At 72.2% G+C, this 25,481-nt stretch carries 21 protein-coding genes and 3 tRNA genes; 15 read left to right on the forward strand and 9 right to left on the reverse strand.

Annotation, left to right across the window (positions count from 1 at the left end):
• Positions 1-94: 94 nt before the first annotated feature.
• From ACIPYQ_RS02380 to ACIPYQ_RS02390, 3 genes are all read left to right on the forward strand, one after another.
• Positions 95-865 (forward strand): glucose 1-dehydrogenase, encoded by a 771-nt coding sequence (locus ACIPYQ_RS02380; protein ID WP_401245391.1) that lies wholly within the window; start codon positions 95-97, stop codon positions 863-865.
• A 145-nt stretch (positions 866-1,010) separates the two neighbouring features.
• Complete coding sequence (locus tag ACIPYQ_RS02385) at positions 1,011-3,095, forward strand: molybdopterin oxidoreductase family protein (RefSeq protein ID WP_401245393.1); 2,085 nt, start codon at positions 1,011-1,013, stop codon at positions 3,093-3,095.
• 210 nt (positions 3,096-3,305) lie between these two features.
• Positions 3,306-4,358, forward strand: coding sequence for an RNA polymerase sigma factor (locus ACIPYQ_RS02390; protein ID WP_401245395.1), 1,053 nt, complete (start codon positions 3,306-3,308; stop codon positions 4,356-4,358).
• A 70-nt stretch (positions 4,359-4,428) separates the two neighbouring features.
• Here the strand turns inward: ACIPYQ_RS02390 and ACIPYQ_RS02395 are convergent, their stop codons facing one another.
• The 4 genes from ACIPYQ_RS02395 to ACIPYQ_RS02410 all read right to left on the reverse strand — a co-directional run bounded on the left by ACIPYQ_RS02395 (position 4,429) and on the right by ACIPYQ_RS02410 (position 10,081).
• Positions 4,429-6,351 (reverse strand): ABC transporter ATP-binding protein, encoded by a 1,923-nt coding sequence (locus ACIPYQ_RS02395; RefSeq protein ID WP_401245397.1) that lies wholly within the window; start codon positions 6,349-6,351, stop codon positions 4,429-4,431.
• Complete coding sequence (locus ACIPYQ_RS02400) at positions 6,348-8,081, reverse strand: ABC transporter ATP-binding protein (RefSeq protein WP_401245399.1); 1,734 nt, start codon at positions 8,079-8,081, stop codon at positions 6,348-6,350. The genes ACIPYQ_RS02395 and ACIPYQ_RS02400 overlap by 4 nt, the downstream gene beginning before the upstream one ends.
• A gap of 153 nt (positions 8,082-8,234) precedes the next feature.
• Positions 8,235-9,683: an FGGY family carbohydrate kinase gene (locus ACIPYQ_RS02405; RefSeq protein WP_401245401.1), complete on the reverse strand. Its 1,449-nt coding sequence runs from the start codon at positions 9,681-9,683 to the stop codon at positions 8,235-8,237.
• A gap of 98 nt (positions 9,684-9,781) precedes the next feature.
• Positions 9,782-10,081, reverse strand: a complete 300-nt coding sequence (locus ACIPYQ_RS02410) for a YtxH domain-containing protein (protein WP_361761233.1) — start codon at positions 10,079-10,081, stop codon at positions 9,782-9,784.
• 145 nt (positions 10,082-10,226) lie between these two features.
• On the opposite strand from ACIPYQ_RS02410, the gene ACIPYQ_RS02415 reads away from it, so the two are divergent.
• From ACIPYQ_RS02415 to ACIPYQ_RS02425, 3 genes are all read left to right on the forward strand, one after another.
• Positions 10,227-10,299 (forward strand) — tRNA-Asn (locus tag ACIPYQ_RS02415).
• 5 nt (positions 10,300-10,304) lie between these two features.
• Positions 10,305-10,377, forward strand: a tRNA-Asn gene (locus tag ACIPYQ_RS02420).
• Between the two features lie 190 nt (positions 10,378-10,567).
• A tRNA-Ile gene (locus tag ACIPYQ_RS02425) sits at positions 10,568-10,641 on the forward strand.
• A 109-nt stretch (positions 10,642-10,750) separates the two neighbouring features.
• Here the strand turns inward: ACIPYQ_RS02425 and ACIPYQ_RS02430 are convergent.
• Both ACIPYQ_RS02430 and ACIPYQ_RS02435 read right to left on the reverse strand, forming a co-directional pair.
• A complete protein-coding gene (locus tag ACIPYQ_RS02430; RefSeq protein WP_401245403.1) occupies positions 10,751-12,367 on the reverse strand; it encodes an MFS transporter in 1,617 nt (538 codons plus the stop codon).
• A 168-nt stretch (positions 12,368-12,535) separates the two neighbouring features.
• On the reverse strand, positions 12,536-13,693 hold the full coding sequence (locus tag ACIPYQ_RS02435) for a glutamate--cysteine ligase (RefSeq protein WP_362232827.1): 1,158 nt from the start codon (positions 13,691-13,693) through the stop codon (positions 12,536-12,538).
• 215 nt (positions 13,694-13,908) lie between these two features.
• Here ACIPYQ_RS02435 and ACIPYQ_RS02440 point away from each other — a divergent pair, with 215 nt between their 5' ends.
• A complete protein-coding gene (locus ACIPYQ_RS02440; protein WP_401245405.1) occupies positions 13,909-15,171 on the forward strand; it encodes an MFS transporter in 1,263 nt (420 codons plus the stop codon).
• Between the two features lie 541 nt (positions 15,172-15,712).
• On the opposite strand, the gene ACIPYQ_RS02445 is transcribed toward ACIPYQ_RS02440, so the two are convergent.
• Positions 15,713-16,075, reverse strand: a complete 363-nt coding sequence (locus tag ACIPYQ_RS02445) for a cupin domain-containing protein (RefSeq protein ID WP_401245407.1) — start codon at positions 16,073-16,075, stop codon at positions 15,713-15,715.
• Positions 16,076-16,123: 48 nt separating this feature from the next.
• On the opposite strand from ACIPYQ_RS02445, the gene ACIPYQ_RS02450 reads away from it, so the two are divergent.
• Positions 16,124-17,011 (forward strand): AraC family transcriptional regulator, encoded by an 888-nt coding sequence (locus tag ACIPYQ_RS02450; protein WP_401245409.1) that lies wholly within the window; start codon positions 16,124-16,126, stop codon positions 17,009-17,011.
• Here ACIPYQ_RS02450 and ACIPYQ_RS02455 read toward each other — a convergent pair.
• The gene (locus ACIPYQ_RS02455; protein WP_401245411.1) at positions 16,938-17,927 is read right to left on the reverse strand and encodes a LuxR C-terminal-related transcriptional regulator; all 990 of its coding nucleotides are present in this window, start codon (positions 17,925-17,927) and stop codon (positions 16,938-16,940) included. The two genes, ACIPYQ_RS02450 and ACIPYQ_RS02455, sit on opposite strands and share 74 nt — an antisense overlap.
• 198 nt (positions 17,928-18,125) lie before the next feature.
• Between ACIPYQ_RS02455 and ACIPYQ_RS02460 the strand changes: the two genes are divergently transcribed.
• The 7 genes from ACIPYQ_RS02460 (at position 18,126) to ACIPYQ_RS02490 (ending at position 24,011) form a co-directional block, all read left to right on the forward strand.
• Positions 18,126-18,668, forward strand: a complete 543-nt coding sequence (locus tag ACIPYQ_RS02460; protein WP_401245413.1) for a hypothetical protein — start codon at positions 18,126-18,128, stop codon at positions 18,666-18,668.
• 73 nt (positions 18,669-18,741) lie between these two features.
• Positions 18,742-19,266: a regulator component gene (locus ACIPYQ_RS02465; protein WP_401245415.1), complete on the forward strand. Its 525-nt coding sequence runs from the start codon at positions 18,742-18,744 to the stop codon at positions 19,264-19,266.
• Positions 19,266-20,534, forward strand: coding sequence for an MAB_1171c family putative transporter (locus ACIPYQ_RS02470; protein WP_401245417.1), 1,269 nt, complete (start codon positions 19,266-19,268; stop codon positions 20,532-20,534). Before ACIPYQ_RS02465 ends, ACIPYQ_RS02470 begins: the two co-directional genes overlap by 1 nt.
• Before the next feature lie 208 nt (positions 20,535-20,742).
• Positions 20,743-20,919, forward strand: coding sequence for a hypothetical protein (locus ACIPYQ_RS02475; protein WP_401245419.1), 177 nt, complete (start codon positions 20,743-20,745; stop codon positions 20,917-20,919).
• A 31-nt stretch (positions 20,920-20,950) separates the two neighbouring features.
• Positions 20,951-21,205 (forward strand): hypothetical protein, encoded by a 255-nt coding sequence (locus tag ACIPYQ_RS02480; protein WP_401245421.1) that lies wholly within the window; start codon positions 20,951-20,953, stop codon positions 21,203-21,205.
• Positions 21,206-21,368: 163 nt separating this feature from the next.
• The gene (locus tag ACIPYQ_RS02485) at positions 21,369-22,715 is read left to right on the forward strand and encodes an NlpC/P60 family protein (RefSeq protein WP_401245422.1); all 1,347 of its coding nucleotides are present in this window, start codon (positions 21,369-21,371) and stop codon (positions 22,713-22,715) included.
• A gap of 225 nt (positions 22,716-22,940) precedes the next feature.
• The gene (locus ACIPYQ_RS02490; RefSeq protein ID WP_401245424.1) at positions 22,941-24,011 is read left to right on the forward strand and encodes an esterase-like activity of phytase family protein; all 1,071 of its coding nucleotides are present in this window, start codon (positions 22,941-22,943) and stop codon (positions 24,009-24,011) included.
• On the opposite strand, the gene ACIPYQ_RS02495 is transcribed toward ACIPYQ_RS02490, so the two are convergent.
• Positions 24,008-25,357 carry a carboxyl transferase domain-containing protein gene (locus tag ACIPYQ_RS02495; RefSeq protein ID WP_401245426.1) on the reverse strand — a complete coding sequence of 450 codons (1,350 nt, stop codon included), beginning with the start codon at positions 25,355-25,357 and terminating at the stop codon, positions 24,008-24,010. The genes ACIPYQ_RS02490 and ACIPYQ_RS02495 overlap by 4 nt on opposite strands.
• Between the last annotated feature and the right edge of the window lie 124 nt (positions 25,358-25,481).

The raw sequence follows: 25,481 nt of genomic DNA on the forward strand, positions 1-25,481 counted from the left end.
GCTATTTCGAATAGTCATATACGGGAGCCGGTCCGGTCCGGTCCGGTCCGTCCGTCCGTCCGTCCGTCCGTACGAGCGTCAGGGGTGTGCAGCCGTGGCTGTTGTGGATCTGAGCGGCAAGGTCGTCGTCATCACCGGTGGGGCCCGCGGCCTGGGCGCCGCGGCCGCGCAGGCCGTCGTGGACGGCGGCGGCAAGGTGCTGATCACCGACGTGCTGGAGGCGGAGGGCGCCGCGACGGCCGCGAAGCTCGGCGGGGCGGCGCGGTTCCTGCGGCACGACGTGACCAGCGAGGAGGACTGGCGGGCGGCGCTGGAGTACGCGGTCGCCGAGTTCGGACGCGTGGACGGCCTGGTGAACAACGCGGGCATCAGCACCGGCCAGTTCCTGGAGCACGAGAGCGTCGAGCACTTCCGCCGGGTCGTGGAGATCAACCTGGTCGGCGTGTTCATCGGCATCAAGACGGCCGTCCCGCTGCTGCGCGCGAACGGCGGCGGCTCCATCGTCAACATCTCCTCCGCCGCCGGCCTGACCGGCCTCGCCCTCACCGCCGGCTACGGAGCCTCCAAGTGGGGCGTGCGCGGCCTGTCGAAGATCGGCGCGGTCGAACTCGCCGAGGCCGGGATCCGCGTGAACTCGGTGCACCCCGGCATGACACTGACCCCGATGACCGCCCCCATCGGCATCCAGGCCGGCGAGGGCAACTACCCAGGCACCCCGATGGGCCGCGTCGGCGCCCCCGAGGAGATCGCCGCCGCGGTCGCCTTCCTGCTCTCGGACGCCGCGGCCTACATGACGGGTGCCGAACTCGCCGTCGACGGCGGCTGGACGGCGGGCCTGACGGTGAAGTACCTCACCGGCCAGTGAGGTGGTGGGCCGGCGAGCGGGTGAGCCGGGGACAGCGGGCCCGGGCCGGGCCTCACCGCGGCCGGGGCGGGCCGCTGAGGCAGAGCACCCCGACTCGTAACGCGGGGTGGCGGCCGGCGTAACACCACCGACTCACGCTGGCGTCATGCACCCGTCGGACGCCGCCACCGCCGCCACCGCCACGCACTGCCCGTACTGCGCGCTGCAGTGCGGGATGAACCTGCGCCCCGAGCCGGGCGGCGCGGGCGTGACGGTGGAGGAGCGCGGCGACTTCCCCGTGAACCGGGGCGCGCTGTGCGGCAAGGGCCGCACCGCCCCCGCCCTGCTCTCCTCCCGGGTGCGTCTGACCCAGCCGCTCGTCCGCACCCACGCCGGGCAGCTGGAGCCGGCCACCTGGGAGGAGGCCCTCGACGCCGTCGCCGAGGGCCTCGCCCGCACGGGCCGCGCGTACGGCCCGGACGCGGTCGGGGTCTTCGGCGGCGGCGGGCTCACCAACGAGAAGGCGTACGCGCTCGGCAAGTTCGCCCGCGTCGCCCTGCGCACCTCGCAGATCGACTACAACGGCCGGTTCTGCATGTCCTCGGCCGCAGCGGCGCACCAGCGGGCCTTCGGGCTCGACCGCGGGCTGCCCTTCCCGCTGGAGGACATCCCGCGCACCGGCTGCGTGATCCTCGTCGGCTCGAACCTGGCCGAGACCATGCCGCCCGCCCTGCGCTACCTCACCGAGCTCAAGGCCAACGGCGGGACCCTGATCGTCATAGACCCGCGCCGCACCCGCACCGCCGACCAGGCCGACCTGCACCTGGCCCCGCGCCCGGGAACCGACCTCGCGCTCGCCCTGGGCCTGCTGCACCTGGTGGTCGCCGAAGGCCGCACCGACGAGGAGTTCATCGCCGCCCGCACCACCGGATGGGAGGAGGCCCGGGCCGCCGCCATGGCGCACTGGCCGGAACTGGTCGAACGCATCACCGGCGTTCCCGTCCCCAAGCTCCGCGCGGCGGCCGAGATGTTCTGCGCCCCGGAATCCGCCATGGTCCTCACCGCCCGCGGCCCGGAGCAGCAGTCCAAGGGCACCGACACCGTCGGCGCCTGGATCAACCTCTGCCTGGCCACCGGCCGGGCCGGTCGGCCGCTCTCCGGCTACGGCTGCCTCACCGGGCAGGGCAACGGCCAGGGCGGCCGCGAACACGGCCAGAAGGCCGACCAGCTCCCCGGCTACCGCAAGCTGACCGACCCCGCGGCCCGCGCGCACGTGGCGGAGGTCTGGGGCGTCGACCCCGACGACCTCCCCGGCCCCGGCCGCAGCGCCTACGAACTCCTCGACGCCCTCGGCACGGACGTCCGGGCCCTGCTCCTGATGGGCTCCAACCCGGTGGTCTCGGCCCCCCGCGCCTCCCACATCGAGGACCGCATCCGCTCCCTGGACTTCCTCGCGGTCGCCGACGTCGTCCTCTCCGAGACGGCGGCCCTCGCCGACGTGGTCCTCCCGGTCACCCAGTGGGCCGAGGAGACCGGCACCACCACCAACCTCGAAGGCCGCGTCCTGCTGCGCCGCCGCGCCCTGACCCCGCCCGCGGGCGTCCGCAGCGACCTGGACGTGCTCCACGGGCTCGCCGCCCGCATGGGCGTCGAGAAGGGCTTCCCGACCTCCCCGGAGGAGGTGTTCGAGGAACTGCGCCGGGCCTCCGCCGGCGGCCCGGCGGACTACTCGGGCATCACCTACGCCCGCATCGAGGCCGAGCAGGGCGTCTTCTGGCCCTGCCCCGAGGGCTCCGCGGGCACCGAGCGGCTCTTCCTGGACCGCTTCCCCACCGAGGACGGCCGGGCCCGCTTCGTCCCCGTCTCCCACCGCGACGCCGACGAGGTCCCCGACGCGGACTACCCGGTGCTGCTCACCACCGGGCGCGTGGTCGCCCAGTACCAGTCCGGTGCCCAGACCCGCCGGGTGGAGGAGCTCAACGCGGCCGCCCCGGGCCCCTTCGTGGAACTCCACCCGCGCCTCGCCGCCCGCATCGGCGCGGTCGACGGCAGCCCCCTCGCCGTGACCTCCCGCCGCGGCCGCGCGGTGGCCCCGGCCCGGATCACCGACACCATCCGCGCGGACACCGTCTTCATGCCCTTCCACTGGCCGGGCGAGGGCCGCGCCAACACCCTGACCAACCCGGCCCTCGACCCGGTCTCCCGGATGCCGGAGTTCAAGGTGTGCGCGGTCCGCGTGGAGCCGGCCTGATCACCGGGCGTCCGCGGAGGTCGTTGCGTACTCGGACAGGGGCCGGTCATCTCGGACATGCGTCCGATCCGCATCGGGGTTCCCGCCCAGGGGTAACCATCCGTTACGTAGGGGGCTCAGAAAGTGCTCGCACGCCCCTCGTGGCCGCGATGTGTCGTACCCCACACTGAGGGCGGTGCCCCCGTCCTCGGAGCCCTGGAGGTCGCCCCCGTGCAGACCCGGACCCTGACCGTGAACGTGAGCGAGTCCTCGGAGGCCAAGGCCGTGGACGAAGAGCCCGAGGTACTGGAGCTGATCGATCCGGTGCCCGCGCCGCGCAGGCGGAGCAACAGCGAAGGCGGGGGCGGAGCGGGGCCCTCCGCCGATCTGTTCCGGCAGTACCTCCGCGAGATAGGCAGGATCCCCCTGCTGACCGCCGCCGAGGAGGTGGACCTCGCGCGGCGCGTCGAAGCCGGGCTGTTCGCCGAGGAGAAGCTCGGCAACACCCCCGACCTCGACTCCCGGCTCGCCCTGGACCTCGACAAGCTCGTCGTCATGGGGCGGATGGCCAAACGCCGGCTCATCGAGTCGAACCTGCGGCTCGTCGTCTCCGTCGCGAAGCGCTACGTGGGCCGCGGGCTCACCATGCTCGACCTCGTGCAGGAGGGGAACCTCGGGCTCATCCGGGCCGTCGAGAAGTTCGACTACGCCCGCGGGTACAAGTTCTCCACCTACGCCACCTGGTGGATCCGGCAGGCGATGTCCCGGGCCCTCGCCGACCAGGCCCGGACCATCCGCGTGCCCGTCCACGTCGTCGAGCTGATCAACCGCGTCGTGCGCGTCCAGCGCCGCATGCTCCAGGAGCGCGGGTACGAGCCCACCGCCGAAGAGGTCGCCGTCCACCTGGAACTGACCCCCGAGCGGGTCATGGAAGTGCTCCGCCTCGCCCAGGAGCCGGTCTCCCTGCACGCGCCGGTCGGCGAGGAGGACGACGTCGCCCTCGGCGACCTCATCGAGGACGGGGACGCCGCCTCCCCCGTGGAATCGGCCGCGTTCTTCCTGCTGCGCGAGCACCTGGAAGCCGTCCTGTCGACCCTCGGCGAACGCGAACGCAAGGTCGTCCAGCTCCGCTACGGGCTCGCCGACGGGCGGCCGCGGACCCTGGAGGAGATCGGCCGGATCTTCGGCGTGACCCGCGAACGGATCCGCCAGATCGAGTCGAAGACCCTCAACAAGCTCCGCGACCACGCCTTCGCCGACCAGCTCAGGGGCTACCTGGACTGAGTGCGGCAGGGGGCGCCCCGGAAGGCGCCCCCCCACCGGCCCGGGCCCCCGGCCCCGACGGCCGCCCGCGCTACTCGACCTCGACGACCGCCTGCGCGAACTGCGCCGCGTACAGCCGCGCGTACGCACCGTCCGACGCCAGCAGCTCCTCGTGCGTGCCCTGCTCCACGATCGAGCCGCTCTCCATCACCAGGATCACGTCCGCGTCGCGGATCGTGGACAGCCGGTGCGCGATCACGAAGGACGTACGGCCGTGCGCGAGCCGCGCCATCGCCTTCTGGATGAGCACCTCGGTACGGGTGTCCACCGAGCTCGTCGCCTCGTCGAGCACCAGGATCACCGGGTCCGACAGGAACGCCCGGGCGATGGTGATCAGCTGCTTCTCGCCCGCGCTGACGCCCGCGCCCTCGTCGTCCAGGACGGTGTCGTAGCCGTCCGGCAGGGTGCGGATGAAACGGTCCGCGTGCGCGGCCCGCGCCGCCTCCTCGATCTCCGCGCGCGTGACCTGGCGCGAGGCCCCGTAGGCGATGTTCTCCGCGATGGTGCCGCCGAACAGCCAGGTGTCCTGGAGCACCATGCCGATGCCGGCGCGCAGTTCCTCGCGCGTCATCTTCGCGATGTCCACCCCGTCGAGGGCGATCTCCCCGCCCGTGACCTCGTAGAACCGCATCAGCAGGTTCACGAGCGTCGTCTTGCCGGCACCCGTCGGGCCGACGATCGCGACGGTGTGACCCGGCTCGACCGACAGCGAGAGGTTCTCGATCAGCGGCTTGTCCGGCTCGTAGCGGAAGGCCACCTTGTCGAAGGTGACCTGGCCGCGCAGCTCCTCCGGACGCTCCGGGACATCGGCGTCCGCGTCCTGCTCCGACGCGTCCAGCAGCTCGTAGACCCGCTCCGCCGAGGCGACACCGGACTGCACGAGGTTCGCCATCGAGGCGACCTGCGTCAGCGGCATGGAGAACTGCCGCGAGTACTGGATGAAGGCCTGCACGTCACCGATCGACAGGGTGCCCGAGGCGACCCGGAGCCCGCCGACGACGGCTATCAGCACGTAGTTGATGTTCGAGATGAAGAACATCACCGGCTGCATGATGCCGCTGACCAGCTGCGCCTTGAACGAGGCCCGGTAGAGGGCCTCGTTCTGCTCGGCGAAGACGGCCGCGGACTCCTTCTGCCGGCCGAAGACCTTGACCAGGCTGTGCCCCGAGTACATCTCCTCGACGTGGGCGTTGAGCGCCCCGGTCGTCTTCCACTGCGCCACGAACTGCGGCTGCGACTTCTTGCCGATCTTCGCCGCGACGTAGACCGACAGCGGCACGGTCGCCAGCGCGACCAGCGCCAGCAGCGGCGAGATCCAGAACATCATCACGAGCACGCCGACGATCGTCAGCAGCGAGTTCAGCAGCTGCCCCATCGTCTGCTGGAGCGTCTGGCCGATGTTGTCGATGTCGTTGGTGGCCCGGCTCAGCACCTCGCCGCGCTTCTGCTGGTCGAAGTACGACAGCGGCAGCCGCGACAGCTTCGCCTGGAGCTCCTCGCGCATCCGGTAGACGGTGCCGTTCATGACGTGGTTCGACAGCCGTGTCGCGACCAGCATCAGCAGGCCGGCCAGGGTGAAGACCACCAGCGCCCAGAGCGCGACGACCCCGACCGCGCCGAAGTCGATGCCCTGCCCCGGAGTGAAGTCGGTGCCGGCGAGCATGTCCGCCATGCCGTCCTGGCCCTTGGCCCGCAGACCGTCCAGCGCCTGCTGCTTGGTGATCCCGGCCGGCATCTCCCGGCCGACGATCCCGGCGAAGACCAGGTCGGTCGCCTCACCGAGGATCTTCGGGCCGACCACCGCGCAGCCGACGCTGCCGACCACGGCCGCGACCATGCCCCAGATCTTGGCCCGGTCGTGCGCGAGCTGGCGCAGGAGCCGCTTGCCCGAGCCCTTGAAGTCCATGGACCGGCTCGCCGGTCCCGTCATCATCCGTCCTCCGGGCCCGCTCATGCGGCCTCCGCCTCCGTCAGCTGGGAGAGCACGATCTCCCGGTAGGTCTCGTTGCCGGCCATCAGCTCGTGGTGGCGTCCCTCGCCCACGACCTGGCCCTCGTCCAGGACGATGATCCGGTCGGCGTCGCGGATCGTGGAGACCCGCTGGGCGACGATGACCACGGTCGCGTCCTCGGTCTCGCGGGAGAGTGCTGCGCGCAGCGCCGCGTCCGTCGCGTAGTCCAGGGCCGAGAAGGAGTCGTCGAAGAGGTAGATCTCCGGCCGCTGCACGAGGGTGCGGGCGATGGCCAGGCGCTGGCGCTGGCCGCCGGAGACGTTGGTTCCGCCCTGGGTGACGGGGGCCTCCAGGCCACCCTCCAGCGCGGACACGAACTCCTTGGCCTGCGCCACCTCCAGCGCCTGCCACAGCTCTTCGTCACTCGCGTCCGGGCGCCCGTAGCGCAGGTTGGAGGCGATGGTTCCGGAGAACAGGTAGGGCTTCTGCGGAACCATGCCGACCGTCTGGGCCAGCAGCTCCGGGTCGAGCCGGCGTACGTCCTCCCCGTCGACCAGCACCTCGCCGCCGGTCGCGTCGAACAGCCGCGGCACCAGGCCCAGTAGCGTGGACTTGCCGCTTCCGGTGGAGCCGATCACCGCCGTGGTCTCGCCGGGGCGGGCCACCAGGTCCACCCCGCGCAGCACCGGGGCCTCGGCGCCCGGGTAGCGGAAGTCCGCGCCGCGCAGCTCCAGGCGCCCGCGGCGGGCGAGTTCGCGCACCGGGTCGGTGGGCGGCACCACGCTGGACTCGGTGTCCAGGACCTCCTGGATGCGCTCGGCGCAGACCTCGGCGCGCGGCACCATCATGAACATGAAGGTGGCCATCATCACGGCCATGACGATCTGCATCAGGTAGGCGAGGAAGGCCGTCAGCTGGCCGATCTCCATGCCGCCGCTGTCCACGCGCATCGCACCGAACCAGATGACGGCGACGCTGGAGATGTTCACGACCACGATGACCGTGGGGAACATGTACGCCAGGAGCTTGCCGGAGGCCAGCGAGACGCCGGTCAGGTCGGCGTTGGCCTCGCGGAAACGGTCCTTCTCGTAGTCGTCGCGGACGAAGGCCCGGATCACCCGGTTGCCGGTGATCTGCTCGCGCAGCACCCGGTTCACGGTGTCCAGACGGTCCTGCATCTGGCGGAACAGCGGCCGCGTCCTGAAGACGATGGCGCCGACCGAGATCCCGAGCACCGGGACCACGGCGAGCAGCACGCCCGACAGCCGCACGTCCAGCGACAGCGCCATGGCGATGCCGCCGACGCACATGATCGGAGCCGAGACCATCAGGGTGAAGGTCATCAGCACCAGCATCTGGACCTGCTGGACGTCGTTCGTCGTACGGGTGATCAGGGACGGGGCGCCGAACTGGCCGAGCTCCCGCGCGGAGAAGCTCTGCACGCGGTCGAAGACGGCGGCGCGGACGTCCCGGCCGAAGGCCGCCGCCGTACGGGCGCCGTAGTAGACGGCTCCGACGTTGCAGACGAGCTGGACGAGGGAGACGCCGAGCATCAGGGCGCCGAAGCGCAGGATGTAGCCCGTGTCGCCGTTGACGACGCCCTTGTCGATGATGTCGGCGTTCAGCGTGGGCAGGTAGAGGCTGGCGCTGGTCTGCAGCAGCTGCAGCAGGACCAGCACCGCGATGGGTTTCCGGTACGCACCCAGATGGGTCCGCAGAAGTCGTATGAGCACGCGCAGGCTCCGGTCGGCATGATCGAGGGGGTTCACCCCATCTTGGGCCAACCGGCCCATCGATCCCCACCGGATTTCGCAAAGGCCGGTCAAAAGGAGTAGGCCACCGGTCTCGGGCCCTGGACCCCAGGGCCGAGCCCCCGTGCGCGCCCCCTAGAAGGCCCCGGGGTGGATCTGCTCCCGCGTCGCGATGTACTGCTGGCGCACCCCCTGCCACGCCGGGAACTCCTCGCCCGGTTCGAAGACCTGCGCCGAGGGCCCCGGCCACACCGGCGGGGAGTGCGGGGCCAGCGTGCCCTGCGCCACCCCGAGCGCCCAGGCCGCCTGGCGCGCCGCGCCCAGCGCCGCGTAGTCCGCCGGCGCCGGTACGACGACCTGCGTCCCGAACAGCCCCGGAGCCGCGGCCTGTACGGCGGGCAGCTCGGCCGCCGCACCCAGCAGGAACACCCGGCGGATCTCTACGCCGCGCGAGCGCAGCACGTCCAGCGCGTCCACGAGCCCGCACAGCATGCCCTCGAAGGCGGCCCGGGCCAGGTGCTCCGGCTTCATGGAGTCCCGCCGCAGCCCCGTGAGGGTCCCGGCGGCGAGCGGCAGGTTCGGCGTCCGCTCACCCTCCAGGTACGGCAGGAGTACGAGGCCGTGCGCGCCCGGCGTCGACTTCAGCGCGAGCTCGGACAGCCCCTCCAGATCGGTGCCGAGCAGCTCGGCGGTGCCGCGCAGGGCCCGTACCGCGTTGGAGGTGTTCACCACCGGCAGGTGCATGCCGGTGGCGTCGGCCAGGGAGGTGATCAGCCCGCCCGGCTCCGACAGCGCCTCGTGGTGCACCGCCATCACCGAACCGGAGGCACCGAGCGAGACCACCGCGTCGCCGGGGGCCAGCCCCAGCCCGAGCGCGGCGGCCATCGTCTCTCCGGTGCCGGCGGATATGAGCAGCCCCTCGGGCGTGGTCCCGGCGGCGTCGGCCGGGCCGAGCACCTCGGGCAGCAGCGCACGGTGCCCGAGCGCCAGCTCCACCAGGTCGGGGCGCCAGGATCCGGAGGCCGCCGACCAGTACCCGGTGCCCGAGGCGCCGCCCCGGTCGGTGGTCCGCCGGGCCGGACGGCCCAGCAGCTGCCAGACCAGCCAGTCGTGCGGGGACATCAGCACCGCGATCCGGCGGGCCGCCTCGGGCTCGGTGCGGGCGAGCCAGGCGAGCTTCGCGACCGGCTGTGCGGCGTGCGGGACCGAGCCCACCGCCTCGGCCCAGGCGTGCCGGCCGCCGAGGGCCTCGGTGAGGTCGGCGGCGGCGACCTGAGGGCGCTTGTCGTTGCCGACGAGGGCGGGGCGCACCAGGCCGCCCTGCGGGTCCAGCGGCAGCAGGCCGTGCTGCTGTGCGGAGACCCCGATGGCCTGGACCCCTTCGAGGAGCCCGCCGCCGGCGGCCTCGCCGAGGGAGAGCAGCCAGGCCTGCGGATCGGTCTCGTGGGGGTTCGCGCCGTCGGGTTCGCCCGCGGGCTGCGGATGGGGGGCGTACCCCTGGCGCAGCACGGCGCCGGTCTCGGTGTCACAGACGACGATGCGTGTGAAGGCGGAAGAGCTGTCCAGCCCGGCGACTATCCCCATGTGGAGGATTCTGCCGCACGCGGGGCCCGTCTCGACCGTTCCGGAGCCCCCGGAACCTCACAGGTCCCGGGAACCCCGCGCCGCGGACTTCGGACACCTCAGGTGTTGCTCGTGCCCCAGTCGTCCTCGCCGGCCCCGGACCGGTCCCGCAGCCCGCGCACCCGCCCGGCCAGCGAGGCGGGCACGGCGTCGCCGACCTTCTCGCTCACCACGGCGAAGGCCTTGCCGGCGTACTCGCGCCCGGTGTGGCCCGCGGTCTCGGCGGCATTGCGCACCGCCGGGTTCTGCGTGAACTCGCGAGCGGACTTCTTCATCTGCTCGTAGCGCTCGCGCCCGGCCCGGGTTCCGAGCACGTACCCGAGGGCCAGTCCGACCAGGAACGTGACCTTGTACCGCATGCCTGCCACCCTTCGTCGTGTGGTGCCCGGCCTGCTGTCGATACCGATTGGCGGAGCACCCCCCTGCTTGCGCTAATCTATGACTCGCAACGGGCACTCGCCCCCCGGCAAGGCCGGAGGTGGGCTGTTCGATGCACCGCAGCAATCCCCTGTAGCTCAATTGGCAGAGCAGCCGGCTGTTAACCGGCAGGTTACTGGTTCGAGTCCAGTCGGGGGAGCGCAGTCCCCTGTAGCTCAATTGGCAGAGCATTCGGCTGTTAACCGGAGGGTTGCTGGTTCGAGTCCAGCCGGGGGAGCAAGGAAGAAGAAGAGGGCCCCACGGGGTCCTCTTCTTTTCTTTGTTGACCCATTTGGGAACCGGGCAGCCCTCAGCGCGGTCTCTCTGAACAGGCGAAGCCGATCATGCGAGGCATCCGAGGCAGGAGATCGTATGAGCGGCTATGCTGCGGCAGACGGCGCGCACACGTGTACGCGCCACGCCGTGAAGGGGCGGTAGCTCAGCCGGTTAGAGCAGCGGACTCATAATCCGTCGGCCGTGGGTTCGAGTCCCACCCGCCCCACTGCGAGCCGCAGGTGCAGAAACGATTGCACCTGCGGCTTCGGCGTTTCCGGCAACGGGCGGTGCCGGGCTCCCCGGACAGTGCGGGACCTGGCGCACGCGGGCGGTGGCTACGGCTCCGGCGAGCGCGGCTGGGCCGACGGGATCCGATGGACGAAGAACAGCGAGATCAGCGCGGCGAGGACCAGGATGGCGAGCGCCGCGCGCAGGCCGTCGAGCCGGGCTTCGGCGTTCGCGTCCAGTGCCGCCTGGGACACCTCCGGGCTCGTGCCGGCCTCGTCGAGGGCGGTCTCCAGCTGGGCGTCGGACAGGAACGGTGCGCCGCTCTGGAGCTGCACGGTCGCCTGGCTCGTGACGCTGTCCGGGACCGCCGGATTCGCCGCGATGTTGGTCAGGAAGGAGGTGGTGAGCGCGGCGATCATGATCGATCCGGCGAGTGCCGTGCCGATCGAGGCGCCGAGGTTCGTGACGGCGTTCTGCACGCCGCCGACCTCCGCACTCTGCGCCTGCGGCACCGCGGACACGGTGACCGACCCCAGCTGGGACGCCAGCGCCCCCATGCCGAGCCCGATCAGCAGCAGGGGGACGGTGACGGCTTCCGCACCGGCGTCCAGGTCGAGCGCGGCCATCAGGACCACCGCTCCCGCGAGCAGAGCGACGATGCCGAGCCGCACCACGCGCCGCGGCGAGACGTCCGGGAGGAAGCGCGGGATCAGGACCGCGGCCGCCAGCAGGCTCACCGACAGCGGCAGCAGGCGGGCCCCGGTCTCCAGTGCCGACAGGCCCAAGGCGACGGACAGGTAGAGCGGGACGACGAAGAACACACCCATCTGCACGAGGTACTGGAAGAAGAACATCGTCAGGCCGCCGGTGAGCTGCCTGTTCTGCAACATCCCGGGATCGACGAGGGGATCCCCGCCCCGCTCGACGACCTTCGCCTCCCAGCGGAGGAAGAGCCAGAGCAGCGCCAGACCCGCCAGCATCAGCCACGTCGTCAGGGACACCCCGAGCCACGCGGGGGCATCGGACTTCGGCTGGAACCAGCCCCATTCGTCCGATCGGAGCACGCCGTAGACGAAGGTCCCGAGCCCGAGCGCGGAGAGGAGGGCGCCGACGAAGTCGATGCTCCGGCGTTCACCCGGCGGGGCGTCCGCGACGCGGCGCGCGAGCACGAGGATGGCGAGCACCACCAGAACCTCCCCGGCGAAGACCCACCGCCAGGAGAAGTACGTCGTCGCGATGCCGCCGATGAGAGGTCCCACCGCGATCGCGATCGCCCCTGCCGCCACGACGAGCCCGTAAGCGGCGGGGCGGCGTTCGACGGCGAAGTTGCCGGCGACGAGCGCGACGATCGCCGGGAGGATGAGCGAGGCTCCGACTCCCTCCAGGAACGCCCAGCCCAGCAGCAGCACGGTGAGGTTCGGCGCGAGCGCCGTGGTGAGGGAGCCGGCCCCGTAGATGCAGCAGCCGATCATGAACGCCCGTCTGCGGCCGATCAGCGCCCCGACCTTGCCCCCGGGGATCATGAACATCGCCATCACGAGGGTGTAGGCGGTGATCGCGCCCTGGATCCCCGTCACCGTCGTGCCCACGTCCTCGGCCACGGTGGCGATGGAGACGTTCATGACGGAGCTGTCGAGCGCCATCAGGAACTGACCGGACGCGAGCGTCAACAGGACGACTCCCGCCTTCGCTGAACTCTCGGTCGTGCCTGCCCGGGATGACATGGACGCATGGTCCCAGCCGCCCATGGGCCCGGAAGGCCGACCCGCCGCACTGTCGACCGGACAGCGGCTGCTCCGTGGCGGGCGGGCCCGCCCGTCCTCCTGCGAGCCGCAGGTGCAGAAACCGGTCGCTCCTGCGGCCCGGGCGTCTCCGGGGGCTTCCGGCGCCGGCTAGAAGTCCTCCGTTTCGTCCGCGAGGTGGCGCAGGACGTCCGTCAGGTCCTGGCGGCGGGCGAAGGCCACGCGCTGGCGATGGGCGCCCGAGCCGTCGCGCAGGAGGCCGGCCAGGGTCTTGGCCGCGTGGTCGAGGTCGCCGGCGGCGGCCAGGTCCGGTGCGACCAGGTCCAGCAGGGCCTCCGCGAGGTCGGCCGCGGGGAGCTCCGTGCCCGTGTACGGGTCCAGCCCGAAGCCCTCCAGTCCGTCGTGCGCCGCCCGCCAGCGCGCGAGGCGCAGTACGTCGTCCCGTACGGCCGGCTCGGGGTGGTGCTCGTCGATCTCGCGCAGGGCCGTGGAGACCAGCGCGCGGGCCAGTTCGGCCTGGAGGATGGCCGAGTCGATGTTCGGGGACATGTCGGGCGCCCGGATCTCCAGCGTCGGCCAGTGCCCGGACGGGCGGAGGTCCCAATAGACCATCTTGATGTCGAGGGCCGCCCCGGAGCCGAGCAGGGTCTGCACCGAGCGCCGGAAGTGGGCCGTGGACGTGAAGTGCGGCGGCAGCCCCGCCGAGGGCCAGCCGGACCAGGCCATCGCCCGCCAGCTGGCGTGACCGGTGTCGCGCCCGCCCCAGAACGGCGAGTTGGCCGCCAGGGCGATCAGTGTCGGCAGCCACGGTCTGATCCGGTTGGACACCGCCACGGCGGTGTCCACGTCGAGCGTGCCGATGTGGATGTGGCGGCCGCAGCTGACCAGCGTGTCGGTGAGCGCGCCGAAGCGGCGGTGCTGCTCGCGCTGGCGCGGCTCGTCGTCGGTCAGGTGCAGCGGCCCCTCCACGGCGACCACCGGCGAGGGCGCGGCCAGCAGCCGGCAGCCGTGGGCGCGGGCCGCCCGGCCGAGGGTGCGTCGCAGGGCGGCGAGTTCGGCGCGCAGCGAAGCCGCCGAGTGGGCTATCGGAGTGGATATCTCCACCTGGTAGCGGGTGCCCTCGGGGTGCAGCTCGCCCGGCAGCCCGCCGGCCGTCGCGAGGACCAGCGGGGCGGCGGGGACCACCCGGAACGTGCGGGGGTCGACGAGCAGGAACTCCTCCTCGACGCCGACGGTGAGGGGGACGGTGGGGCGCACCGTGTTCTGCGTCCTGCCGGTGCTCGTGGTGCTGTTGCCAGGTTCGATCACTACGCCTCCCTGGACATACGAGTCTTTTCATCATGAGCTGAACACGAGGTGAGGAGCGCACGTCGATTCAGTCAAATGTCCGGTGATAGTGGCGAGTTACCGGCAAGAGGCCATCCGTGGCGGGACCGCGGGGCCGGGAGGGGCGACTGTTGCCGGTGTGTGAAGCCCCGGAATATCCCCTCGGAGCGCCGGACGGCCGGCGGTTAAGATCACCTGTGCCCCCGACGACCGCTCCCACCCGCCCCCGGCGGCGAATATTCGCCGACCTCACCCCTCTGCGCACGTCCGCGGACTACCGGCGGCTGTGGGTCGGCGGCACGATCTCCTGGGTCGGCCAGGCGATGACGGCCCTCGCGATCTCGCTCCAGGTCTACGACATCACCGGGTCCAGCTTCTCCGTCGGGCTCGTCGGACTCTTCTCGCTCGTCCCGCTCGTCGTCTTCGGGCTCTACGGCGGCGCCATCGCCGACACCGTGGACCGGCGCAAGCTCGGCCTCTACAGCTCCTTCGGCGCCGCCGCGCTGTCGGTCGCACTGGCCGGGGCCGCGCTGCTCGACTACCACCGGGTCTGGTTCCTGTACGGGGTCGTCGCCCTCCAGGCGGTGTGCGGGGCGCTCACCGGACCGGCGCGGTCCGCCATGATCCCGAGGCTGCTGCCGGCCGAGCAGCTGCCCGCCGCCAATGCCCTGAACTCCGTGACCATGACCTTCGGGACGATGGTCGGGCCCGCGCTGGGCGGGCTGATCGTCGCCCTCGGCGGCTACCAGTGGGCGTACCTGATCGACGCCGTGACCTTCACCGCCGCCCTCTACGCGATGTGGCGGCTGCCGTCGATGAAGCCCGAGCGCGGCGAGGAGGCGCGGGGGAGGGCCTCCGTCGTCGACGGACTGCGCTTCCTCGGGACCCGGCCGAACATCCGGATGACCTTCTTCACCGACATGGCCGCCATGGTGCTGGCGCAGCCGAAGGCGCTGTTCCCGGCCGCCGCCGTGCTCTGGTACGGCGGCGATGCGAAGACGGTCGGCCTGATGGTGGCCGCGATCGCCGCCGGGGCGCTGCTGGGCGGGCTGTTCTCCGGCTGGCAGGGCCGCATCCGTCGGCACGGGCTGGCGATCCTGCTCTCCGTCGCCGGATGGGGACTGGCCATCGCCGTGTTCGGACTCACCCGGAACCTGTGGCTCGGGTTGTTCTTCCTGGCCCTCGCGGGGGCCGCGGACACCGTCTCGATGGTGTTCCGCAGCACGATGCTCCAGGCCGCCACGCCCGACGAGATGCGCGGCCGCCTCCAGGGCGTGTTCATCGTGGTCGTCGCGGGCGGGCCCCGGCTCGGGGACTTCATCGCCGGCAGCACCGCCGACCTGACCTCCCCGACCGTGGCCGTCACGGGCGGTGGGCTGGCGTGCGTGCTCGTACTGGGCCTGCTCGCACTGCGATGGCGGAACTTCGCCCGGTACGACGCGAGGTCGCCGCAGGCGTAGCCGCTGCGACCGCCTTGTCGCTGTGACCGCTGGGCCGTACGGGCGGGGGCCGGTTGTACGGGTTGGCTGCGCCGCTCGGGCCGGGCCGGGCCGGGCCGGTTGGCTGCGCCGGTGCGGGTGGGGTCGGGTGTGTTCCGGTGCGTCTCCTCGGGCGTCGAACGTGTCGGGGGGTCGGCGGGCCGGGGCACCTTGTGTTCGACGCCCTGCGGGGAGCGCCCCTGCACACACCCGCCCCCGGCAAACTTCAGCCTCGCCGGCGTTTGAGGCGCGGGGTCCGGGGCGGAGCCCCGATCTTTGAGCGCGCCCTCCCACTCCGCCGCGCCCTCCCACTCCGCCGCGCCCTCCCACTCCGCCGCACACCATCCAGCCTCGCCGCACTATCCAGCCCCTCCGGCGTTTGAGGAGCGGGGTGCGGGGCGGAGCCCCGATCTTTGAGCTGCGCTGTTCCACCCCGCTGCACCCTCGAGCCTCGCCGCACTATCCAGCCCCTCCGGCGTTTGAGGCGCGGGGGCTGGGGTGGACCCCAGTGGCGGGAGACGGGCTAGGCGTCGATCGGGGCGCGGGTGCGGGAGCCGCCGGCGGTGCCCGTGTTGGGGGTGCCCGCGGGCTCGAACAGGAGGATCGACGCCTCCTCGTCCGCCGCCGGGCAGTGCTCCACCCCCCGCGGGACCACGTACATCTCGCCGGGCCCCAGCACCACGTCCCCGTCGCGCAAGCGGATCGTCAGGGTGCCGCCGACCACCAGGAAGAGCTCGTCGGTGTCCTCGTGGCTGTGCCACACGAACTCGCCCTGCAGTTTGGCGGCCTTGACCTCGTAGTCGTTGACTCGGGCGATGCGGCGCGGGGCCCACTGCTCGGTGAAACCGGCCAGTTTCTCGGCGATGTTGACCTTGTATGTCGTCATGCGGGCAGCCTGCCGGAGCGAGCGCGGGCGGTCTTGTACGTTCCTGACATGCCCGCGATACGTCCGCGCAGCACCGTCTCCGCCTGGCAGCCGCCGGTCCCGGGGATCGCCGAGGTCTTCCACGCCCGGTTCACCGACCACGCCTATCCGGCGCACGTCCACGACACCTGGACGCTGATGATCCTGGACGGCGGGCGGGTCGACTTCGCGCTGGATCGCGAGCGGCACGGCGCCGGGGTCCGGGATTCCGTGATCCTGCTGCCGCCCGGGGTGGTCCACGACGGGCGGACCGTCACCGAGGCCGGTTTCCGCAAGCGCAACCTCTACCTCGACGCCTTCGTCCTGCCCGAGAGCCTCACCGGCGCCGCCGTCGACGCCCCCCTGCTGCTCGACCCGGCCCTGCGGGAACGCGTCCACGGCCTGCACCGGGCGCTCGGCACGCCGGAGCTGCCGGCCGGGGCGGTCGAGCGGCTGGAGGCCGAGTCGCGGCTGGCCTTCGTGCGGGAACGGCTGCACCGGTGGCTCGCGGGGCGCGCGCCGGCGGCGTACGGGGCTCCGGGCGCCGGGCTCGCCGTACGGCTGCGCGAGCTGCTCGACGCGCGCGTGACCGAGGGGATCGGCCTGGAGGAGGCCTCGGCGGAGCTGGGGCACGTCCACCCCACCCACCTGATCCGGAGCTTCCGGACGGCGTACGGGCTGCCGCCGCACGCCTACCTCACCGGGCGGCGGGTGGCGCTGGCGCGGCGGCTGCTGCTGGCGGGGATGCGGCCGGCCGAGGTGGCGACGGCCGCGGGCTTCTACGACCAGGCGCACCTGACACGGCACTTCGGGCGGCACGTGGGGATCAGCCCGGCGCGGTTCGTCAGCGGAGCCAGCCGCGCTGGGCCGCCTTCAGCCCGGCCTCGAACCGGCTCGACGCGTCCAGGCGTTCCATGAGCCCCGCCATCTGCCGCCGCACGCTGCGGGCCGAGATGCCGAGCCGCCGCCCCGCGACCTCGTCGGTGAGTCCCGACGCGAGCAGCGTGAGCAGTTCCTGCTCGGACGTACTGAGCCCGGTGCGGGCGTCCTTGGAGCGGTCGGCGCCGAGCGGGACCGCGGAGTGCCACGTCTGCTCGAACAGGGCGACCAGGGAGGCGACGACCCCGGCTTCGCTGATGCAGATCGCGCCGCGCTTGGTGTCGGCCGGGTCGATGGGCACGACGGCGACCCGGCGGTCGAAGACGAGCATGCGCGGCGGGAGCGTCGGGCAGGTGCGCACCATGCCGCCGCGCTCGGTCATCCACCGCGCGTACGCGAGGGTGGCGGGGTCGTGCCGCACGCTGTCCTGGTAGAGCGTCAGCATGGAGATCCCCCTGCACAGGGCCGCGTCGTCCAGGGGTCTGGAGGCGTCGAGGCTGGCCTGCGACTGGGCTCCGCCGGGCATCACCGAGAGGCACTCGCCGGACATCTCCCGTGCGAGGCCCTCCAGCCGCGCCTGGATGGCGTCGAGGCCGATCAGGCGCTCGCTGGTCGCGGTCCGGGTGGCCGGCCGCAGGTCGGCGTACTCGGCGATCGCCAGCGCGGCGGCGGCCTTGCCGAGTTCGAGGTCCTGCCGCCGGCGCAGGAGTTCCTCCTCCTGGCGTCGCAGCAGGAGCTCCAGGCCGAGCTCGGGGCTGACCGGCCGCATCTCGCCCAGGACATCCCGGGAGGCGCGCAGCAGTCTGAGGTCGGCGAGCTTGTCCAGGGCGTCGCGCACCGTGCTCTCCGGCACGCCCAGTTGGTCGCAGAGATCCTGCACGCTGCCCTCCGGATGGGCCAGCATCGCCCGGTACACAGCTTCCACCCCGCGGTCCAGCCCCAGCACGTCAAGCATCCGCTCAGCCCCCCGGCCATGCGACGATTTGAATCGCCACGAGCCTACGGTCCACCCTGCAAGGCACCAAACAACCTGACGACTTCCAGCCAGAAAGTGTCCCAACCCACTCGCAATGGGCGGTGGATGGTGCCGCTAGTAAAATCGCCAGCATGGTTGCGGGTATCGTATTTTCCCGACGGATCGGAGTCGGCTGGGATGAACACAGGAGCAGGCGGAGGCCGCGAGTACCCGGCACCGCTACCCGACCGCGCTCACAAGATCTCCGAGCGGCTCGACGGGCTGATCGCCCAGGAGGCCGCCCGGGCGGGCGGGAAGGCGCCCGCCTACCGGGAGCTGGCCGACCGGGTCAACCGGATCGCCGGACGCAGCGTCATCTCCCGGGACACGATCCGCAATCTGCACCAGGCCGCCACGCAGAAGGGCCAGTCCCCGAACCCCACCGTGGAGACCCTGGACTGGCTGGGACTCGCGTTCGGGATCCGCTGCGGGGCGACCTACTTCCTCGACGACGCCAAGGCCGCTGTCGTGGACGAGCAGCTGCTCGCCCTGGACGCGCTGGCGAACATCCGCGCGGCCGCCGGGAACGCCGGCGTCATCGGGCTCGCCCAACGCGCCTCTGGTCTGTCCGACAACAGCCTCCACATGCTGGCCGCGCTCGCGGACCGGCTGAGCGCGCTCGAGGCGGAGGCGGCCGGGGACGGCGGCGCCACCGCCCGCGCATTCCAAGACGGCTGCTGAGAGCGATCGTTAGTAGTCTGAGGGCGTCGCACGGACCGCTGACCTACCGCTGACCGAAGGATTCGCTGCCGCCATGCCTGTACCGCGGGGTCTGCGAAGGCGGTGCGAGGGCATCCTGGCCGAGATCGAGCTGCCCGACCCGTTCACGGTCGACTCCTTCCGGGACGCGCTGGCCCGTCACCGCGGACGTCCGATCGTGATGGAGCCGCTGCCCGAACTCGGGTTCGCCTCACCGTGCGGGGCGTGGATCGGCCTGCCCAGCCTGGACGTCATCTTCTACGAGCAGAAGACCAGTCCGGCCCACCAGGATCTGATCAAGCTCCACGAACTCGGCCACGTCCTGTGCGGCCACACCCACAACGTCGAACTGGCCCAGCTGGCGCAGGCACTCTCCGAGCTGACCCCGGACCTCGTCGTCCGGACGCTCGGCGCCGCGCGCACCAACTTCGCCTCTGTCGAGGAACAGGAGGCCGAGGTGATCGCCGTGCTCCTGGCCGACCTCGCCGGCGCCGACCGGGTCGGCACCCCTTCCTCGCGCCGGTTGGCCACCAGTCTCGCCCACCCGGTACGCCGTCTGCGCCGCTGGCGGGGCAACTGATGTACTCCATCTACCAGTTCACCCTGCCCGCCCTCATGTGGACGATGGTGATCTGGCGCGCGCCCTCCGCCTTCGGCGGCACGCGCGCCTCCCGGTTCCTGTGGGGCTTCCTCGCCGCGATCGCCGTCGCGCTGACGACCAGACCGCCCGAGGTGGATCACCTCATCCGGAGCCTCACCGGGTCGCCCGACCTGTCCGTGCTGGTCAAACACCTCGCCGGGCTGGCGTCGAACTACTGCGTCGTGGAATACGTGATCGCGGTCCACGGCCGCGGACCGCGACGGGCGGCGGCCGCGTGGCTGCGCCTCGTCTTCGTGGCGGCCGCCGCACTGGCCCTCACAGTACTGTTCGTCTTCTTCTTCGAGCACGACCCCGGAGCTCCACCGAGCCGGGTGACCGACGCCCACCTCGGCGACCCGGCGGTGCGCCTGTACGAGGGCATCGTCTACGTCTACCTCGGTACCGCCACAGCCCTGTCGGCGAAACTCTTCTGGTCGAACCGCCACAGCGTGCCCGCGGGTCTCCTGCGCACCGGAGTCGTGTGCCTGGCCGGCGGCGGCGCGATGGGGCTCGTCTACACCCTGTACCGGGTGGTGTTCCTCGCCCGCCAGGAGAGCCGACCGGACGTCCCGGGGCGCGGGACCCCCGATGCCCTCTCCGAGATCCTTCCGGTGATATCCCTCCTCCTGATCGTCGTGGGCGTGGGCCTGCCGCCGCTGAGAACGCTCGTCCGCTACGTCCGCGACCAGTACGCGCTGTGGCGGCTGCATCAGCTGTGGTCGGACCTGCTGCACGCCGTCCCGTCGGTGGCCTTCGGACCGCGCATGGGCCGGACGCGCGATCTGTTCGTCGCCGGCGACCGCACGCTCGACGTGGCCCACCGGGCCTTCGAGATCCGCGATGCCTGCCTCGTCCTTCGAGACCGGTCCGCGGCGACCGTGGCGGAGCGCCCCGCGGAGGCGGCCGACGAGGCTCCCTTCGGGGGCGGTGTGCCGACCGCCCGGGCGGAGGCCGAGTGGCTGTTCTCGGTGCTCCACGAGGAGCCGGACCAGGGCCGGGCCGCCGCGCCGCCCCTGGCGGACAGCAGGACACCCGCCGAGGAGGTCGCATGGCTGCTCAAGGTCGCCGCGGCCTACGGGCAGTTGCCCCGCGGGGGTGCCACGGCGATGCCGCGGCCGGCCGGGGCGGGTGGCCGGCCGCCTGGCGGCCGACCCTCGCCCGGCCACGGACAGGAGCGCGGGCGCAAAGGCGGCCAGGAGGTCCGGTAGGGGCATCGCCGCAGGTCGGCAGGGTCCGCGTCCTGATGCGGCCAGTCCTAATGCTGACGTCCGGATCGGCTTCCCGGGGGTCTGCGGGGTCGGCAGGATAGTGCTCACCGGAAAGGCGGGGGAGGCAACTCCCGGCCGGACCCGGGGGCCACGGCGCCGACGCCGGGTCCCGAACTTCCTGCGCACGCCACCACTGGGGGAAACAGTCATGTCCACGACCGCCCGCCTGCTCACCGCCGTACTCGTCACCTCGGCCCTGTCCGGCGTGGCGGCCGCCCAGGCGGTGACCGGCCCGACGGGGATCGGCTGGGACGTGATCCCGGCCCGGGCGACGGTGTCCGCGTCCGCGGCGGGCGCGTCGGACAACGGCATCGGCTGGGACTGACCCCGCAGTGTTGCCCGTCCATCTCACCTTGATGCCGACGGGAGGAGCCCCGCCGACCGACAGTCAGGCACACACCCTGGTCGACGCCCTGTGGGCCCACGCCACACCCGAGTGCGGCATGGAACACGTCCGGGCGCGCACGGGCCCGGACGGCATCGGGATCGTCCTCTACATGCGCGCCCCCAGCACCGACATCGCACAGGCCAAGGCCGGCCGCCTCGTCACCGACATGCTCGCCTCGGGCGGCACCGGCACGCACGGCTACTCCGTCACGCTCCACCGCTGAGCGAGGCCCCGTACACAGCGGTCCGTCCGCCCCACGAGGGCCGGCCTGCCTTTCTCCCGCTTCTTTCCCTCGCTTCCTTCCTCCGCTTCCTTCCCTCGCTCTTCCAACGGCGCCGAGGCCCATCGGCCGGCGCGTCGATCCGCCATGCCTTCCAGGAGACTTCATGCCCAGCAAGTCCAACGTGGCCCGCGCCACCGGCGCCATCGTGGCCCTCTCCATCGCCACGGCCGTCCTCGCCTCCGCACCCGTCCACGCCAACGCCGCTCAGCTGGACTCGCCGTCCGCCGCCGCAGTCGCGGCGGCCGCGGCCGCGTCCGCCGCGGACGTCGAGCGTCCGCAGGGCAAGCCGGAGCCCCTCAAGACCGAGGGGGCCGGCAAGAGAACCTTCTCCGGCGCGGCGGCCGCGCAGAGCGCCGCCGCTCCGGTCACTCGCAGCGAGGTCATCGCCCGGGCCAAGACCTGGGTCGACGCCAAGGTCCCGTACAGCATGAACAACTACCGCGACGGCTACCGCACGGACTGCTCCGGCCTGGTCTCCATGGCCTGGAACCTCGGCACCAGCGCCTGGACCGGCAGCCTCGACACCTTCGCGGACCGCATATCGAAGGACGAGCTGCGCAAGGGCGACATGCTGCTCTTCCACAACCCCTCCAACCCGGAGCGCGGTTCGCACGTCACCATCTTCGAGCAGTGGACCGACTCTTCCCACACGTCCTACATCGGCATCGAGCAGACGCCGCCGCACGCCGTGCGCCGCGTCATCCCCTACGCCTACTTCAACAACGCCAGCTCCTACGTCCCCTACCGCTACAAGAACATCATCGAGGACGCCAAGCCGACGAATGCGGGTGTGTTCCGGTCGGATGAGGCGAAGTTCTATGTGGCGGATCGTAGTGGTGGTTTGTATGGGTGGGCTGGTTTTGGGGTGCCGGGTGACAAGCCGTTGACGGGTGATTGGAACGGTGATGGTCAGGACACGTTTGGTGTGTACCGTCCGGAGGATCAGACGTTTCATCTGAGCAATGACAACGGCACGGTTGCGGTGTCGGTGAAGTACGGGAATCCCGGGGACGTTCCGTTGGTGGGTGACTGGGACGGGAATGGTACGGACACGATCGGTGTGTATCACCCGGCGGATCAGACGTTCTATCTGAGCAATGACAATCGTGTTGCTGCGTATGCGGTGAAGATGGGTGTCGAGGGTGACACTCCGATGACGGGTGACTGGAACGGTGATGGCAAGGACACCGTTGGTGTGTATCGGGGTTCGGATCAGACGTTCTATCTGACGGATTCTCAGACGAGTGCGCCGGTGCATCACCAGGTCAAGTTCGGTAACCCGGGTGATGTTCCGATCAAGGGTGACTGGAACGGGGACGGTACGGACAAGGTCGGTGTCTATCAGGCCGCGAATTCGGACTTCGTCGGTGCGGGCAAGGATTCCGACACCGTCATCTACAGCGTCCGCTTCGGGGTCCCCGGCGACACCCCCCTCACCGGCCAGTGGTGACGGGCTCCTGAGCGAACGGCGTCCACCGGTTCCGCGCGTGCAAGAGGCGCCCGCGGAACCGGTGTTCGTCGTGTCGGGTGCTGTCGTCCGGGCAGGGGGTGTGGCGCCGAGTTGGCCGGTTCGTTGCGGTCTCGTTGCCGGACCTTCCGATTTCTTTCGAATAGTCATATGGCAGTTCAGAAGTCCTCGTACTCGCCCTCGGTCCATCCTCGGGAGGAAGGCCACATGCGCCTTCGTACGCTCGCCACCACCGCGGCAGCCGCCGCCGCGCTCTCCGGCATGCTCGTGCCGCCCGCCGTCGCGGCCCCGAAGGAGAACCAGTCCTGCTCGCCGTACCTCTCCGTCGCGGGCTACTCCGACGCGCTCGACAAGACCACGCTCGACGGGGGTCTCGTCGGGGGCATCTCGGGCCTCGCGGTCGACAAGGACGGCACCGTCGCGGGAGTCTCCGACCGGTCGGCGCTCTACTCGCTGAAGGTGGGGCGCGGGGACACCCCGGCCGCCCGGGCCACCGCGCGGCTCCCGCTCACGGACGGCGCGGGGAAGGCCGTCGACTCGGAGGGCGTGGTCGTCGACCGGGACGGGTCCTACCTGGTCACCGACGAGTTCGCCCCCGCGATCCGCCGCTACGGCCGGGACGGGAAGGTGCTGGGCGTGCTCCCGGTCCCGGACGCGTTCCGGCTCGCGCCGCAGGGGCGGGCCACCGTGAACCAGACCTTCGAGTCGCTGACGCTGCTGCCCGGAGGGCACACGCTGGTCGCGGGCGTCGAGGGGCCGCTGGCAGGCGACGGCAAGGACGCGCAGGGGCGCACCCTCCAGCGGATCCAGACCTGGGAGCGAGGCCGGAACGGTGAGTTCCGGCTCGGGCGCCAGTACGCCTACCCGGTCGACGCGGGGCACGGCCTCGTCGAGCTCGCGCCGACCCGCGACGGCCGGCTGATCGTCCTGGAGGGGGGCTTCACCCAGCAGTTCAAGATCACCGCACGGCTGTACGTCGCCGACCCGCTTGGCGCGACGGACACCTCGAAGGTGGACGCGCTGGCCGAGGGGCCGGGGCTGCGGGTCGCCCGCAAGACCGCGCTCGGGGACTTCGACGCCTGCCCGACCCTCGGGGCGCCGTCCAAGCTCCCGCAGAACCACCCGCTGGTGGACAACGTCGAGGGCATGGTGGTGACCGACCACACTGGTCCCGGGCGGGTACGGCTGTTGCTGGTCAGCGACGACAACGAGCTCGCGCAGCAGGTGACGCGGCTGTACCGGATGGACGTCCGGCTGCCGGCGCGCCGGAACCGCTAACCCTGCTTCACGCCGACGATGCCGCGGGCGACCCCCAGGGCCACCAGGTCCTGGGGGCGGATGCGGAGTTGGTCCGCGGTGGCCGGGGCGGCCGACGGGGGGCGCTTGAGGATGGCCGCGGCCAGTTCCGGGGCGATGACCGAGAAGTAGCTGTCCGGGGTGACCCAGGTGTTGCCCGGCGCGGCCAGGGCGAGGGCGCCGCCCGAGCCGCCCTCGCCGATCAGCAGGGTGGTGACGGGGACGGAGGCGCCGGCCAGCGCCGCGAAGGTGTCGGCGATGGCCGCGCCCGCGCCCGCGTGTTCGGCGGCGGCGTCGTTGGCCGCGCCCGGGGTGTCCACCAGGGTGAGCACGGGGATGCCGAGCCGGTCCGCGAGGCGGATGACGCGGGCGGCCGTACGGTAGCCCGCCGGGCGGGTGGCGGTGCCGCACTGGGCGGCGTAGGCAACGGCCCGGCCCTCCCGCAGCCCGAAACCGCACAGCATGCCCGGGTCCGTGCCGCCGGCCCGGTCCCCGGAGAGGTGCAGGCGGAGGTCGAAGTACGCGTCCAGGTACGCCTCGGCGCGCGGCCGGCCGGGGTCGCGGGCCTGCCGTACGGCGTCCCAGCCGGTGGCGGGCGGAGCTACGTCGGCCAGCGCGGCCGGCGGCTCGACCGGCCCGCCGGAGCGGGGCGCGGCCAGGACGCGGAGCCAGTTCGCGAGGGTGCCCGGCAGATGGGCGGCGGGGACCACGGCGTCCACGTGACCGGCGGCGAACTGCCCCTCGGCGCAGTAGGCAGCCGGATCCGCGTCGGCCGGGCGCACCCGGGAGCCGGCGAAGCCGACCTGGGCACCGGGCAGCGCGAGGACGACGTCGGCCCCGGCCCCGAGGGTGGCCCAGCCGCCGCCGGTGGTCGGATCGCGCAGGACGGCCAGCTGGGGGAGGCCCGCGGCCCGCGTCAGGACGCTCTGCCGGGCCACGCGCTGGAGCTGGGTCAGCGCGAGCATGCCCTCCTGCATGCGGGAGCCGCCGGTGGCGATGAGCGAGACGAGGGGGAGGCGGTGCGCGCGGGCGTGGATGTACGCGGCTTCGAGCCGGTCTCCGGTGCGTTCGCCGAGGGACCCGCCGAGGAAGCCGAACTCGAAGGAGACGACGGTGGCTTCGTGGCCGCCGATCAGGGCGGTGCCGACGACGACGGACTCGTGCTCGCCCGTGCGGTCGGCGGCGCGGGCGCGGGAGTCGTCGTAGCCGGTCCAGGCCAGGGGGCCGTCGGCGGGGGACTCCCGCCGGAGGGCGGGGAGTTCGGCGAAGCTGCCGGGGTCGGTCACGGAGGCGATGGCCGCGCGGGCCGAGAGGCGGGTCGTCGTCACGGGGTCACCCTAGGGGGTGCGGTGCCGGCCGCGAGGGGCGCTGCGCAGGGGCAGGGGGGCGGCCAGGGGGCGGACCGGGGGGAACAGGGCCGCGGCGCCGTATCCGGCATCGCCCCGTGGGCAC

It is taken from the genome of Streptomyces sp. NPDC090045 (assembly GCF_044747975.1).
In the GTDB taxonomy this organism is placed as follows: Bacteria; Actinomycetota; Actinomycetes; order Streptomycetales; family Streptomycetaceae; genus Streptomyces.

What these genes read in the sequence shown, in the direction of transcription:
- ACIPYQ_RS02430 (WP_401245403.1), bottom strand. Translation starts at nt 12,367, where the DNA reads ATGTCATCCCGGGCAGGCACGACCGAGAGTTCAGCGAAGGCGGGAGTC.
- ACIPYQ_RS02480 (WP_401245421.1), top strand. Translation starts at nt 20,951, where the DNA reads ATGCCGACGGGAGGAGCCCCGCCGACCGACAGTCAGGCACACACCCTG.
- ACIPYQ_RS02460 (WP_401245413.1), top strand. Translation starts at nt 18,126, where the DNA reads ATGAACACAGGAGCAGGCGGAGGCCGCGAGTACCCGGCACCGCTACCC.
- ACIPYQ_RS02445 (WP_401245407.1), bottom strand. Translation starts at nt 16,075, where the DNA reads ATGACGACATACAAGGTCAACATCGCCGAGAAACTGGCCGGTTTCACC.
- ACIPYQ_RS02490 (WP_401245424.1), top strand. Translation starts at nt 22,941, where the DNA reads ATGCGCCTTCGTACGCTCGCCACCACCGCGGCAGCCGCCGCCGCGCTC.
- ACIPYQ_RS02475 (WP_401245419.1), top strand. Translation starts at nt 20,743, where the DNA reads ATGTCCACGACCGCCCGCCTGCTCACCGCCGTACTCGTCACCTCGGCC.
- ACIPYQ_RS02450 (WP_401245409.1), top strand. Translation starts at nt 16,124, where the DNA reads ATGCCCGCGATACGTCCGCGCAGCACCGTCTCCGCCTGGCAGCCGCCG.
- ACIPYQ_RS02395 (WP_401245397.1), bottom strand. Translation starts at nt 6,351, where the DNA reads ATGAGCGGGCCCGGAGGACGGATGATGACGGGACCGGCGAGCCGGTCC.
- ACIPYQ_RS02470 (WP_401245417.1), top strand. Translation starts at nt 19,266, where the DNA reads ATGTACTCCATCTACCAGTTCACCCTGCCCGCCCTCATGTGGACGATG.
- ACIPYQ_RS02485 (WP_401245422.1), top strand. Translation starts at nt 21,369, where the DNA reads ATGCCCAGCAAGTCCAACGTGGCCCGCGCCACCGGCGCCATCGTGGCC.
- ACIPYQ_RS02405 (WP_401245401.1), bottom strand. Translation starts at nt 9,683, where the DNA reads ATGGGGATAGTCGCCGGGCTGGACAGCTCTTCCGCCTTCACACGCATC.
- ACIPYQ_RS02465 (WP_401245415.1), top strand. Translation starts at nt 18,742, where the DNA reads ATGCCTGTACCGCGGGGTCTGCGAAGGCGGTGCGAGGGCATCCTGGCC.
- ACIPYQ_RS02385 (WP_401245393.1), top strand. Translation starts at nt 1,011, where the DNA reads ATGCACCCGTCGGACGCCGCCACCGCCGCCACCGCCACGCACTGCCCG.
- ACIPYQ_RS02455 (WP_401245411.1), bottom strand. Translation starts at nt 17,927, where the DNA reads ATGCTTGACGTGCTGGGGCTGGACCGCGGGGTGGAAGCTGTGTACCGG.
- ACIPYQ_RS02410 (WP_361761233.1), bottom strand. Translation starts at nt 10,081, where the DNA reads ATGCGGTACAAGGTCACGTTCCTGGTCGGACTGGCCCTCGGGTACGTG.